Source organism: Glaciimonas sp. CA11.2, from assembly GCF_034314045.1.
Lineage (GTDB): Bacteria > Pseudomonadota > Gammaproteobacteria > Burkholderiales > Burkholderiaceae_D > Glaciimonas.
Map to the genome: position 1 here is coordinate 41,609 of NZ_JAVIWL010000002.1, position 12,863 is coordinate 54,471.

Annotated in this window: 13 protein-coding genes and 3 pseudogenes; 6 read left to right on the forward strand and 10 right to left on the reverse strand. The window is 50.6% G+C overall.

Going from position 1 to position 12,863, the window contains the following annotated elements; translation table 11 throughout:
• Positions 1–3 precede the first annotated feature (3 nt).
• The gene (locus RGU75_RS23500) at positions 4–336 is read left to right on the forward strand and encodes a hypothetical protein (RefSeq protein WP_322240869.1); all 333 of its coding nucleotides are present in this window, start codon (positions 4–6) and stop codon (positions 334–336) included.
• A 958-nt stretch (positions 337–1,294) separates the two neighbouring features.
• Here RGU75_RS23500 and RGU75_RS23505 read toward each other — a convergent pair.
• Positions 1,295–1,780 (reverse strand): superinfection immunity protein, encoded by a 486-nt coding sequence (locus RGU75_RS23505; RefSeq protein WP_322240871.1) that lies wholly within the window; start codon positions 1,778–1,780, stop codon positions 1,295–1,297.
• Positions 1,781–1,914: 134 nt separating this feature from the next.
• Here RGU75_RS23505 and RGU75_RS23510 point away from each other — a divergent pair, with 134 nt between their 5' ends.
• Positions 1,915–2,394, forward strand: a complete 480-nt coding sequence (locus tag RGU75_RS23510; RefSeq protein ID WP_322240873.1) for a hypothetical protein — start codon at positions 1,915–1,917, stop codon at positions 2,392–2,394.
• 674 nt (positions 2,395–3,068) lie between these two features.
• Here RGU75_RS23510 and RGU75_RS23515 read toward each other — a convergent pair.
• Both RGU75_RS23515 and RGU75_RS23520 read right to left on the reverse strand, forming a co-directional pair.
• Positions 3,069–3,326: pseudogene (locus RGU75_RS23515) on the reverse strand (SOS mutagenesis and repair protein); the annotation flags it as partial.
• Positions 3,327–3,349: 23 nt separating this feature from the next.
• Complete coding sequence (locus tag RGU75_RS23520; protein ID WP_416186897.1) at positions 3,350–3,796, reverse strand: LexA family protein; 447 nt, start codon at positions 3,794–3,796, stop codon at positions 3,350–3,352.
• Positions 3,797–4,799: 1,003 nt separating this feature from the next.
• On the opposite strand from RGU75_RS23520, the gene RGU75_RS23525 reads away from it, so the two are divergent.
• Complete coding sequence (locus RGU75_RS23525) at positions 4,800–5,267, forward strand: hypothetical protein (protein WP_322240877.1); 468 nt, start codon at positions 4,800–4,802, stop codon at positions 5,265–5,267.
• 504 nt (positions 5,268–5,771) lie between these two features.
• On the opposite strand, the gene RGU75_RS23530 is transcribed toward RGU75_RS23525, so the two are convergent.
• From RGU75_RS23530 to RGU75_RS23540, 3 genes are all read right to left on the reverse strand, one after another.
• Entirely contained in the window at positions 5,772–6,200 is a 429-nt protein-coding gene (locus tag RGU75_RS23530) for a DUF3293 domain-containing protein (RefSeq protein ID WP_322240879.1), read from the reverse strand.
• Between the two features lie 152 nt (positions 6,201–6,352).
• A complete protein-coding gene (locus RGU75_RS23535) occupies positions 6,353–7,615 on the reverse strand; it encodes a HipA domain-containing protein (protein ID WP_322240881.1) in 1,263 nt (420 codons plus the stop codon).
• On the reverse strand, positions 7,602–7,901 hold the full coding sequence (locus RGU75_RS23540; protein ID WP_322240883.1) for a helix-turn-helix transcriptional regulator: 300 nt from the start codon (positions 7,899–7,901) through the stop codon (positions 7,602–7,604). The genes RGU75_RS23535 and RGU75_RS23540 overlap by 14 nt, the downstream gene beginning before the upstream one ends.
• Positions 7,902–8,132: 231 nt before the next feature.
• On the opposite strand from RGU75_RS23540, the pseudogene RGU75_RS23545 reads away from it, so the two are divergent.
• A pseudogene (locus RGU75_RS23545) lies at positions 8,133–8,246 on the forward strand (IS6 family transposase); the annotation flags it as partial.
• Positions 8,247–8,453: 207 nt separating this feature from the next.
• Here the strand turns inward: RGU75_RS23545 and RGU75_RS23550 are convergent.
• Positions 8,454–8,879, reverse strand: a pseudogene (locus tag RGU75_RS23550) (helix-turn-helix domain-containing protein); the annotation flags it as partial.
• A 475-nt stretch (positions 8,880–9,354) separates the two neighbouring features.
• Here RGU75_RS23550 and RGU75_RS23555 point away from each other — a divergent pair.
• Both RGU75_RS23555 and RGU75_RS23560 read left to right on the forward strand, forming a co-directional pair.
• Entirely contained in the window at positions 9,355–10,245 is an 891-nt protein-coding gene (locus RGU75_RS23555) for an ArdC family protein (RefSeq protein ID WP_322240885.1), read from the forward strand.
• Positions 10,246–10,494: 249 nt separating this feature from the next.
• Positions 10,495–10,989, forward strand: coding sequence for a hypothetical protein (locus tag RGU75_RS23560; protein ID WP_322240887.1), 495 nt, complete (start codon positions 10,495–10,497; stop codon positions 10,987–10,989).
• Positions 10,990–11,315: 326 nt separating this feature from the next.
• Here RGU75_RS23560 and RGU75_RS23565 read toward each other — a convergent pair whose 3' ends face one another.
• The 3 genes from RGU75_RS23565 to RGU75_RS23575 are packed head-to-tail and all read right to left on the reverse strand — an operon-like array spanning position 11,316 to position 12,811.
• On the reverse strand, positions 11,316–11,699 hold the full coding sequence (locus RGU75_RS23565) for a hypothetical protein (RefSeq protein ID WP_322240889.1): 384 nt from the start codon (positions 11,697–11,699) through the stop codon (positions 11,316–11,318).
• Between the two features lie 9 nt (positions 11,700–11,708).
• Entirely contained in the window at positions 11,709–12,422 is a 714-nt protein-coding gene (gene stbB / locus RGU75_RS23570) for a StbB family protein (RefSeq protein WP_322240891.1), read from the reverse strand.
• Entirely contained in the window at positions 12,419–12,811 is a 393-nt protein-coding gene (locus tag RGU75_RS23575; RefSeq protein ID WP_322240893.1) for a hypothetical protein, read from the reverse strand. Before RGU75_RS23575 ends, stbB begins: the two co-directional genes overlap by 4 nt.
• Positions 12,812–12,863 lie beyond the last annotated feature (52 nt).

Sequence of the window (12,863 nt, forward strand, 5' to 3'; positions counted from 1 at the left end):
TCCTTGGCCCAAGCAATTACGGTTTGTTTCTTTGATTTTGCGTCTTGGAACTCGATCAACAACCCGTCTTTGCATGAAGAAACCGGGGTGAGTGTGAAAGCGAATGTTCCTGCTGTGAAGGCTAATTTCTCGGCAGACTACGTTGGAGACAATTTATTTCCAATCACCTGCAGATCATTCGCGATTATGGAAGCGCCACCATTTTTGGCACTTACCTTGATATTGATTGGACCAGCTTCGTGGATGGGTTTGCATCCATCGGCAGCAAATGATGCGAAAGGAATCGCTAGTAATGCCAAAATAATTAATGATTTCATGAAGTTTTCATTCGGTTGAGTTGTGCAAAGTGACTAGCGAAGTGCATAGGACATACTGCCACAGAAAAGTTGGCAAAGCAATATCAGATTCATGGGAGTGGCAATGTCGGCTTTTGGCCGTGAGCTGCCCACCTAAGGCAGATTTCGACGAAGGCGGACTTCCGTAAACGGCAATAAAAATGCCCACCATCTTTCGTGGCGTGCAACTGTGGGATTTTAGAAGTCGTAAAAGTATTATGCCGAACCTGTGTGGGCAATAAAGCTACACTGCAATCAGCTCGGCGATTTTCGCCGCGACCACCGCCATTGAATCTTATGCAGTGCTCAGCCCGCTTCGGGAGGCGAGCGTAGGCTGGCATTGAGGAGAGCGCAATACGTCGTGTTGTGCACGATTGGAACGAGCTGATTACGCATCAGCAGTACCGCAAGCTCTTTGTCGGCGACGCCCTCTCTCGGGAGGCAGCCGCCACGAGCAAGTCGCGCAGCTCTTTAGCTGCCCCCTGTCGGTCGTCCCGCGCGTGGCACAGGAAGACGTCACGAAGGTCAGGTTGCTGCGCTGCTCACGTTTAAACGGTTTCACGGATTGGCGTGAGTGACTGCACTTGGTCGGAAGTGTACGACAGGGACGAACCCGCGCTCGACCAGCGCGGCCGTGAACTGCTGCTGGAGCTATCACTGCTGCTGCCCGACGAGAAGTAGGAAGGGGCGGAGTAAGGTCTGCTGTTGCCATAGCCGCTACGGCGGTCACGGCATACAGGGCATGCATCGGCAGCTGAACTATGTCCACGTACTGGAGCTACGCATCTAGACATACGGTAGTCCTTGAAGAATAAGTATTGACGAAGTGCTTGGTCTATTCCGGGTCAATGTAATCAATTTGCCTTCTAAAAAGGTAGCTTAAATTGCTTCGCAGCACATACCATATTCATGGCAATAGAATGTCCGATCAATGCCATTTTAATATGGCCTATTTTAATTTATATGTACGGCGGAAGAAGTGTTAAATCTGCCTGACAATGTTTACATCTTATGGCTTCGAGTTTTATATCCTCCGCGCAAAATGGGCAGTTCTTCAACCCAGATAGTGACTGATTGTTTTCAGTATCACCGATATGCTTGGCTTTAACTGCCGCATCAGGTGCTCCGGGATTCACTATCACACTGGTCGATTTTTTATATGCCCATACAAGAGCAATGACCCACGGAATCAGAAGCCAGCCGAGTAAAAGATTTAAGACAAAAATTGACTTCTGGTCAGGATGTTTGAGATTGGTAGCCTTAATTGAGGGTAAAAAATAAACCCAAACGCCAAACGCGAATAACAATAACAATAGTACAAATCCCCCAGCATTGCTTCCATCATCGGCGTAAGCAAGCTGCATTGCAGATGACAAAAATACTGCTATCGTAAATTTATGGATTCCGCTTTTAAGCGCGATTTTATGCAGTACGTTCTTCGTCATCACAAATTCCATTTGAGTGTTTTTGTTGCGTCTATGGCAACAATAACACAGCCTGAGAGATCAAATGAATAAATGTTGTTTATTTTGAATGACGGCGAAATATCGCTAATCAGCCGGGTAGGGTCGATCGTAGGGTGGCCATCGCTGAGTGGCAACGTATCCAGTGTGGATTGGCGACATTGGAGTTGGCACTGCAGATTGGTAACCCGCGCCTGATGCCGCAATCGCCGGTCAAAGTCGCCGGTTTCAAAACGGCCATCGACAGCATTGAATGCCTCGCCGCTAAAGTTACGCACTCAATCGGCAGCAACGGCTATACCAGCAGCATCAAGCTCGAAACCAGAACCGAGGAAACCGAAGCTGAGCGCGAGAAACAGACTGATCCAGATGAAGGTATTACCGGCGTTATCGCACAGTGGCGCGATCAGGTTAGCAAAAAGACGAGGGACGTACTGGCGGGGTCACGGGGTAACGTGAAGGAACTCAAACATGCTTATGCCAGCAAGCAGAGTGCGATACCGGGGGGTGAAGCTGGAATGGGGGAAAAATACAGGAGCGGCGGGAAATTATTAAAGAAAACAGGGAAATTGACGGGGTTGACTGACCACTTTTAGCTCAGAGGAAATTCCAGTGTATGTTGGAACGCGAATATCAGCACTCGACGGCGGATTCGGTCTTACACGGATACGAAACCAGCCGTTCAAAAACCATTGGCGAGTAGTAGTCTTTTCAATCGACGAATTGCCGCAATGCGCAGGTGAGCGGACTCCCAAAATCCTATCCAAGAAAGCCAAATGCAATAGTCGCCAACGGTCGCCACGTTAATAGCCAACGGCAGCAATCGCTGCCTTTCGGACGCTCACGAAGTCCGCCTAACTGGCAGCAAAGGGCGAAACCGGCCGCAAGATCACTCGAAGATGGGTACTCCCGCGTCCCTGTGGACAAGTCAGGATATGTGGACAACGGTGAAGCACGTTGCCCACATACCCAAGACTTGCCCACAGGGGACCCTCGCGGCGTTTGCCTCCGGCCTGACGCGCTGCGCTTGCCCCAATTAGAAATAGAACCTTAACTTCATCACATGTCCGACCGTCCCGCCGTTCGCACACACTGGGGAACTTCTTCTGCACGACTTCCTTGACGGACTTGGCCAGTCACTGCCAACTTCGTTGAAGATCACTACTGGATCTATCAATATTCAAACGACCAAAACCAAGAAATTTCGGATGAACCAGAATCGTGGAACCAGACGCAAGAGGCTAACGCCGTGATTGCATGAATTGACACTCTTAATGTGTCTGTCGAGAAAATCGGCATAGAGGGTGTAGTTTGACGACAATGCAATGATGCCGTGCTGGCGCGCCAGATCCTGCAACTGGAACCAGGGCGCTGCCATCTTCACGCCGAGCGCCTTGACTTCGATGGAGCGCGTTACTGCGCAGCCGTCGTTATTCGACAGCACCACGACCGGTTTGCCTTCCAGGCGCGGGTTGAACACGCGCTCGCAACTGACATAAAAATTGTTGACATCCACCAGGGCAAACAACCGGGCAGGCGTGCTGTTCATGGTCAGACCGCAAACTTCCGTACCACCCCAGCCACCACGCCCCAGATCTGCAGATCATCGTCATCGCTGACAATAATGGTCTTGTAGGCAGAGTTTTCAGGGCGCAGTTCCACCACGCCATGGTGGCGGTACAGGCGTTTCAATGTGAATTCATTGCTGATCACAGCAACAACGATGTGGCCATGCCTGGGTTCGATCGAGCGGTCGACCAGCCCCCGGTCGCCAGCCAGAATGCCAGCGTTGATCATGCTGTCGCCCTCGACCGTGAAGTAAAACGACGCTGCCTTATGTTTTACAAGATACGTATTGAGGTCAAGACTTTCCTCGACATAGTCCGCAGCGGGGGAGGGGAAGCCGGCGGGAACTTTGATAAGAAACAACGGAACAGCGAATGCCAAAGGGCGGGTGAAACCTGGAGAGGACGCTGTGCCAGGCTGACTGGTGCGCACGCTTGCGTGCTTTTCAAGGGGCTCATGGAGAACTTAAATATACTGTATGAATGTACAGTATATTATCACCTCAGAGAAACGGCGTTCAGCTATTCTCATACGTATCTGGGTACAGTAGCTATCTGTCCAGTCCCGTTCCTACCAAATAGACGGCAAGTTTCGCGCACACTGGCATTCTGGATATGGGGAAGCAAGCCCAAATCATTAAGCGTTTGTATTCAGGGCGGGGCTGCCCAAGGCAATCTCGCCGACGACCATCGGATACGTGAGTGCAAGGTCTTCGTCAAGCAGGTTTGCATGCGGAAAAATCATAAATAGGGAAGCAAAAATAATTTAATCCCTGAATTTCTTTTTTTCACGCCAGATATCCTGCACAAATGGGGCAGTGGCCCCATATAACTCATGACCGCGGCGCATAATAATATGCGCGTCTGTTAGTCAGAGTGGCGTGGCTTTGCTTATAACCAGGCAGGTTTTTGACAACGTGTTTTGACCGTGCGACTTCTTTAATATTCGACGGCATTCTTAACCTGTGATCTCAGCCATACCTTTGGCTGGGCCTGATCGCATTTCCGGTTGGTGTAACCATAACGGTTTTGAAGACGACGCAAGATCACCACTGACATTTTCCGTGCAGTTGCAGAGTTTTCAATGGAATCAATGGCATAAGGTAGATTATGATGACTTATCCACAGACCTGCCCACACAATCTGGGGATAACTATTTTGAGCGCATGAAAATGCCAGATGCGTCGCGCTCATCTCGGTATAAATGATTTTGTTGTTTTAATAGCCAAGCAATTGCGAAATTTTTTGTGAGCTACGGATAAAACCATGATTTTTCATCTTTTTAAATCGGCTGGCTTTTTAATGTGCAACGCATGTTGAGTATCTGTTCACGAGGTGCCAACGTCCTGCGCGGCGCTCTGGTGTGCATCGACCAGAACAAGCCAAAGCCAAACGTGATCCCGTTCCGTTATGATCCGAGCATGCTCAGGCGCACCATGCAACCGCAGACGGGGGGCGCGGAACAGGGCGACCGCTCGGAAGCGATGCGCTATACCGGCGCACTAGTAGAGACCATCGACATCGAGGTTACGCTTGATGCTACCGATACACGAGAAAATAAGAACGCTGCCAGCCTTGGCTTACGCCCCCAACTGGCGGCTTTGGAGTTACTGGTGTATCCGCAAAGCCAGCAGGGCACGATGGGGGTGTTGCCGCTGACGGCTCCGCATCTGATGTTCATCTGCGGCACACAGCAAGGCTTGCCCGTGCGTCTGATCAATTACGCGATCCGCGAGAACAACTTCGACGCTAATCTGAACCCTGCCTGCGCTACCGTCACGTTGACAATGCAGGTGCTCAACGACACCGATTTGAATTCTGGCGCGCACGATTACCAACAGTTCCTAGCATATCAGCAGGAGCTGGAAGCAATCACAGTTGCAGCGCGGCCGCCAGCCAATTAGCCTGGAAAATTTGGCAAATCAGTTTTTAAAATAGTTCGATGGTCAGTAGGCATTGGCTGCAACGCACAGTCATTTTAATAAAATTGCAATGAAAATTCCAATCTCTCAAGATGATCGAATTTCTCATTTCCGCGCGGAAATCACAGGTTTTATTAAATTATTAATAATTTGATTATTTTCTTGAAGCATTTTCGGGCACAACTGTGCGCTAACCCTATTCAGGCTCACGGACAACCTGCTCGTACAACACCGGCAATCAGAATTGGAGAGGATGGAACTCATGGTCCGATTCCCGGCCGTGGTGCTGCAGATAAATTACTGGAAACCTTGTCTAAGGTTGGCAGGAAGAATTTTGTAAACAGGTGCTAGCTTCAGTCGGCCGTTTCAAAGCGGGTTGACGACCAGCACGGGGTGATTGTTCTTCTGGTCGTCAGTGTTGGAGATCAGTATGGTGAAGACCACGTGATGAAACAGCTCGCGTGCATCTCGATGGATGGAAAGTACCTACCTTAAAACAATTAGTTGGGGCACCGCATCGGCGCCGCACCAGACAATCGCGTTTTGTTCATATTGTTGTCCCAGCACTCTGGCAGATTCACGGGAAAGCCCCAATACGAAGTAGCTGGGTTCCCCGGGCCAGTTTCCGGTTGGATGCCTGCCGGTCCCGTGAAGATAGGTCAGGCTGCGTTTGTTCAGATCATGCGCCAGAACAGCTTGCCTGTTGGCGTTGACGGCATCTCCAAGGTTCTGGCTGAAGGGGTTACAGGCTGTCATGAACGCGCAGCAGTCGAATTTTGATTGCCGGTAGAGCTTTTTCAGCGCGTCATTGACGACACCTATCTGTATCACAAACGAAGGAGGACCATCGACACAGTAGTGTGTTTCCAGGTAGGCCTGGATTATTTGCGGATCGATGTTGCTTGCAGAAATCAAAGGATTTTCTCCTGAATGGCCGACGCCTGTTCGATTGTGCTTGTCATGGAACCGCGGATATATAAATCTGGTATGGGAGAAGTCAGTGTCAGTTCACCTGTTTTGTTCTTGAGCAGGCAGCAGTACCCGCGATTGCCTGTCATATCTGGCATTTACGATTCATTTTCCGACAGCAACGTGCAGTTCGTCACCAACCGGGTCTCCATTACACTGCGAAGGTCATTACCCAGCAAGCGCGCGACCTGGTCGAAGTTTGCCTGAATACGCACCAGAAGTTCGTCCAGATGCGTCGCAGCAGCCTGGTGCGATGCAAATCCGAATCGTGCAAAATCCTTTAACAAGGCAACCCGGGAAATATCCGATCTGCCGGAACAGACTTGCATGACAAGCCGTTTCGGGGTTTCATCCGGATTGGGAACCACGTCAAAGGCGGGTGCAAGGCGCCAGCGCTTCTCGTCGGCAGCATAAATGACCGCATGGTTGCGCGGGTGGTCATCATCGTTGCCCACTACCGCATTGAATACCATCCGGCCAAACAGCTCTGTCCAGTCTTCACGGGGAGCCCCGATGCGGCGCAACTCTTCGGCCAACCGGGGGTAGCTTGCGCCGCTGCTGTCTGCCGGACTGGTCGGCGGGTATTCGACCTGCAACAGCGATGCGCCGCTCACAGCCATGACGCGATGGTGACCATGACGGTCGAACCGCAGAACACGCACGATGCTGCGGCCTCCCATGAAAACGTGGAGACGGGTATCGGCAAAATTAAACCCTGCGTGACGCCCCCATTGCTGGGTGGCGTGCTCCAGCAAGGCGATATCGACAGTGTCCGTCAGCAGACCAGGCTTTACCAACCAGTAGGTGTCGCCATCCTGTATGGTCGCTTTCGGCCTTGCGCCACCCAGGCTCGGGGTTGCAAACAGGCGCTTCCTGAGTGCTGCGTTGAGCGGTGGTCTGTTTTCAGCGATCGCCAGCAGTTCCTGGACCAACGCTTCCAGCTGAGGCAAGCGTGGGCTGGAAAGACTGGCGACGTTTGGCGAAGCAGAGGTGCCAACGGCCAGGGCGCCCCAGCGATCTCCATTTCCCGACAAGACGAGATAACGCAGCGCAGTGCAACCCTCAGGCAGACCATGCGCGCGACGAAGGAGCGTTTGCCCCCAGGAATCCGGGCATGCGTCCCGCAACACATCGTGCAGGCCTCCATAACGCTGAAGTTGTCTTATTTCACCCGCAATAAACGGCAGGTTGACCGGGTCAATTGCCCAAGAAAGACCTGCCTCGACATAGCTCGGGGCATACCGGAACAGGCCGGCACTGGTCACCGGATCAGTCTTGTACCTTCCCACGACCACCCATTGTCCATTGTCGGGACGCTGGAGATAGACGTACAAGGGTTTGTTTGCGCTAGAAATATTCATCGTCGTGCCCGGTTTCAGGGCGTGCCCTGCCAGCAGGGTTGTCCATGTGCCAGAGGTCATTCCTGATGGCTGGTGCCGCATGTTCCAGGACGCCTAAAACATTCAGTGCTGCGAGGTACGCTCCCGCACTCACCGTGAACTCACCACGTTCCATCCGCTGAAGGGTGGGGTGCGAAATGCCAAGACGATCGCACAGGTCGCGCGCTGTGATCCGTTGCGCGATGCGCTGCTTGCGCACACACATTCCCCATGACTGAAGGCGTTCGGCAACTAGGGAGGGGGCCACTGTATGAGCAGGAGTTTTCTTTGCCATGGATACGCTGTGGGTGAACGTTATTTTTATATTATACGTATTAAATATATTTTTATGTTATATAAAATTACAGATGTTTGAACATAAAATTTATTTTAATGAATTTAAAATAAATTTCATGTTCATTATTTATCAATGCCATGGGTTATCTGGTTCTGTTGTGTAAGGCGGTTCTGATAGGGTTGCCGGTTTAATTGCGGAAGAATGCCAATGAACGACGCCTTACACAAGGTTCTCAAACGATTGCATTATCCACTCGAGATCATGCTGACCTGCGTGCGCTGGTACGTCGCCTATCCGCTGAGCCTGCGACACATACATCTCCTGGCAAGTACCACGCTGCTCGCTCTTCAACCATCCTGCGATCTGTCCTGGAGACCAGTTTGATAACAGCTTTTCTTCTACAAGGATCCTTAAGTCTGGGCGATTGCCCAACAACATCGATTTGGGGCGTTTCGCCCGTTTAAGAGAATTTTGTTCCGCTATACTGGCGCGATATTTCGCCACTCCGCCATTCCGGGCTATTTCTCGAGAAATAGTCGACGGTGAACCATTGAGCTTTCTGGCAATACTGCGAATGCTGCAATCACGATATAAAGCTCTAGATATCGTTTCGCGCTCTTCAAATTTCAGGCAAACCGCACGACGAAGCCTCGGTCGTGGTGCGATGCCACCATAGTAAAGCGAGTAAGAGTAAACCGTTGCTGCCGGTTTCTCGATGGTTCGAGATATGTCGCTCATCAGATGTCCTTGTTGCCACAACTGCCAGATCCTGGCTTTGCGATCATCGGTCATTGCTCCGTAAATACCTGGCATCGCACACCTCCTCGATTTTAATCGATGAAAAAATTTGGTGTTGCAACCACCGCTTGAATCCGCCTGTCTTAAAAATGGGGGGATTACCATATGACTTTTAGGCGTAACCGCAGTTTCTGTTCCATTACTCTCCATACCCCTATGACCGCATAGCGGGAGCAACACCACATTCCCAGAGCAGCAAAAACAAATCCACCAGACGCCGTTCAGGCGGCGTTACTACACAAGCAATTCACAAACAGAGAAACAGACGGCGCTTAGCGCCGTCTGTTTGATGGGTAGCATTCTTTTTCTAACCATCGCGTACAAAAGAGTTTTTCGCAGACTGGCAAAAATAGCCTGGTGCGGCGATTGTGCAATGCATCGCTACGCTCAATGACTCCCCCGTTCAGATTCGCTGCGCTCACTTAGCATGCGGCCTCCCCATTGGCATTGCACAAGCACCTCATGCACCAGGCCCCGCCAGCCATACCGCGAAAACTCATTTGAACCGATGCTCACAAAAAGAGCAAAAGACGCTACCCGACAAAACAACGTCACCATCAACAACCAGGTCCCGCTTCAAATCTATTTAACCCGATATGTGCAGGGCAACAACAGGAGAAACATCATGGATATTCGCCAAGTCATCACAGATAAAATCATTTTTATGCTCGAAAACGGTACTACACAATCAAACTCGCGCTGGACTAGTGGCGGACAGGGCGGGTTGCCAAAAAATGCAAGTACTGACGTTGCTTACAATGGGATTAATGTTTTGTTGTTATGGGCAGCTGCTGCCGAAAGTAGTTATACATCAAGCCGCTGGATGACCTACAAGCAAGCCGCAAGCGTTGGCGCGCAAGTGCGTAAAGGCGAAAAATCAACTATGTGCGCCTATTTTGAAATGATGAAATCAAAAACCGATGAAGTCCCAGCCAGCGGGGAAGATTCGCGCAAAGGGTTTTTCCCCATGTGCAAACCGTTTTTTTTATTTAATATCGCGCAAATGGACAATGTTCCAGAGGCTTTGTTACCGCAAGCCGCCCCGGTTAAAAATTTTTCGATTAACGAAACCGCCGAACAACTGATTATTTCCACTGGTGCGACTATTAATCATGGTTTTGATAGCGCTTTTTACACCCGTAGCAAAGACGCCATTTCTCTGCCGAACCGTGAACAATTTCGGTCTCCCGAGGCTTATTACGCCACAGCGTTGCATGAGTTGACCCACTGGACCGGCCACGAAAGCCGCTTAAACCGTGAATATGGAAAGCGTTTTGGGGACAATGCCTATGCTTTTGAGGAATTGGTTGCCGAGATCGGAGCTGCTTTCATATCGGGGCATATGGGTTTTGTTGATGTGATGATGGAAGACCACGCAAGCTATGTCGAAAGCTGGCTAACAGTTCTGAAAAACGATAAGACCGCGATTTTTACAGCTAGTAAACAAGCCAGCAACGCTTACGAGTTTATTCTTGCTAAAGCAGCTCGGGAACAACCGGAGCACGCGGAAATCTAACGACCATGGGATGGAACAGAAATTTCTTTTCTGTTCCATCCCATAACATGCGCAAGGAGGCCAACCAATGACCAAGAAAAAATCCTTTCCCGTAGGTTATCGTGAGGAATTCCGGCCACGATGACGAAGACATATGGGAAGATTTTTCAACTTTTTCGGAAGCGGAACCCGCACGTAACCAAGTCCCCAGGCAGGCGCTATGAAGCGCCTTGCCGATGGTACATTGATGTCAGAATATTGAAAGCGAAAATGGCAAATCCGATTACCAAAAATAGTGAAGCAAAAAAAATCCTCGCGGAGATGCGGGAAAAATTAGAAAATTTGGGATTGTTGACTATTACGCCAATGGAGGCGGTCCCCCGCGCCAAATCGTTATTTTTTTTGCTTATCGCAGAAAATCAACATGATTTACAGTCAGGCAGGGCCATCATTTCTGATGGCGTCATCGAGGCCCATATTAATCCACAAACATTCAACGTCAAAGTCGATTTTTATGTTGCTGAACAAATCGCGCATACAATCAAGCCGGCAAAGCACGGCAAAAAATGGACAGAAGAAGAGGACGCTGAATTGTCGACATTATGGTGTTTGCCAACGACGACGATTAACTATTTGGCCGAATATTTTGCGCGTAGTGCAGTCTCTATCACAGCAAGATTGGAAAAAACCGGGAGCACAGCAAGCCGCGAAGCAGCGCGGAACATTAGCAGAGAAAGAGAAATCAGTCTTCCATCGTCAGACTGACCGTCTGACGTGAAAAACCGCAACGCCGAAATCGGCCAACGGTTGATAACGTTGTCGGCATTTTCGGGGCAACGTTGGGCGCAAAGCCTGGACTATTTTTTATCCGTTGACCTGCTGATTGATTGTCGAATCCTAGCTAGTCTTAATAATCGAATGTGATTATTTTTTCTCTTTTGTTCGGCTGAGAGAGCCAAGGCCAGCATCTCTCCATCAACATATCCAGAAAACTTTGAACACGCCCTGAGAAAGGGGTGCCGTCTAAAAATCTCTATCCTCAACGACTCCAACGTGGATTGCATACCCTTACCCGCATATAAGAAGGGCTCTCAGAGGCTTAACATCTTTACAGCTACAACACCGCCAATGGCCCCGCCAATGACTGTAAGCCCGGCCAGTAGGGCAATGAGTCGCCATAATTTGCGTTCCAGCGCCTCATTGACCGCGACTAACTGCGTCACGCCAGTGCCCAGTTGCACCCTGATTGCGGCAGACGCGTTCCGGCCTGCAGCGACGAGTTTTCGTTCCTGCTCTGTGATCATGGACTCGAAGCCCATGCGCGCCGCTAGGAATGCCTTGCCACTTGCCTCCTTTATGGCTTGTTCAACGTTCGCTGCCAGGGACGCATCCAATGCTTCCACGCGCCCAATTAAGCCGTCTACATCGATCATCAGTTCTGCCAGGAGCGCTTCCCGAGCGGTTGCAATTCCCATTGTTATTCCTTACTTGAATAAGACCTTGAACACGTCATCGAGATTCTTGTTGGCCGACTTCGCTAATCGCTTGGCCGAAATCATGCTGATCGCCACATCTTTGGTCTCGTCATCTTTGGCGTCTTTGAGTAGCGCACGATAGTCAGTGTCATCGGCGACCAGGGCACCGACCGACATATTCAATACCCGCAAGCGATCAAAGATCTCATTGGTAAACACCACCGCCTCGGGGCGCAAGGTAAATTTCTTTTCCGCTGCATGAAAGCCCCAGACCAGGCTGAAGTGGCTGGCGACATCGTCCGCATCGTCGATCGCGACTTTATTAAAGACCACGCGGATTTTCTTGGGGGGCACGCCGAGGCCCGCTAACGTTTTAATCGTATTGATGGTGTCGGTTTGTTGCTTCTTGTCGCTGACCACGGGGACAATAAAATAATCGAATTCTTCATGGGAGCCATCAAACTGCCCCATTAATTTCACAAACTCATCGACGTTGGAGGCCCCGATATCGACAATGGCGGCGTCTGTGCGCATCATTTCTTCCTGCAAATGCCCGAAGTCTTTGCCTTTGAGGCGTGCTGACGCGGTACTTTCTCCGGCACCGGCGTTGATGGTTTCCACCGTAAATTCCTGCGCCTGCATGCGCGGCGCAAAGAGCTGTTTGGCTAACGTCGATTTACCGACGTTACCCGAAAAGTTAATGATCGCAATTTTGGAGTTCATACCGTTTTTTTCTCTTTCCGTTGTTGTTTCGCTATCCGTTCGTAATGCGCGATGTCCGTTGCTTCCTGGTGCGCGTCCGGTTGCATGAGACGCGCCAGATCCTGCACCGAGACCGGTTGCGCTGTGACCGACTCTTGCGCCGATGCCGGTGGAGCGGCGACGACATTGGTGATGACGACGGCAGGGTGGGGCGCTACTTGCCGAAAACGGTACAAATAGGTTTTCAGGGTCGTGAGCGTTAATTCGAGCCCCCCGCTGAGTAATGCCGCCTGGATCGCTTTGAGTTGTATGCCGGCGGCAAGTTGCCGTTCGATGTCCGGCAGGAGGGCACGCAGACGGGCGGCTTTGGTGGTCGGCTGCAGTTTGTTCAGGGCGTCTTTGATGTCCATGTTTCTCTTCTTTTTGCTTCTTTCGTGTCGCGCAAGAAATACTTTACGGCAA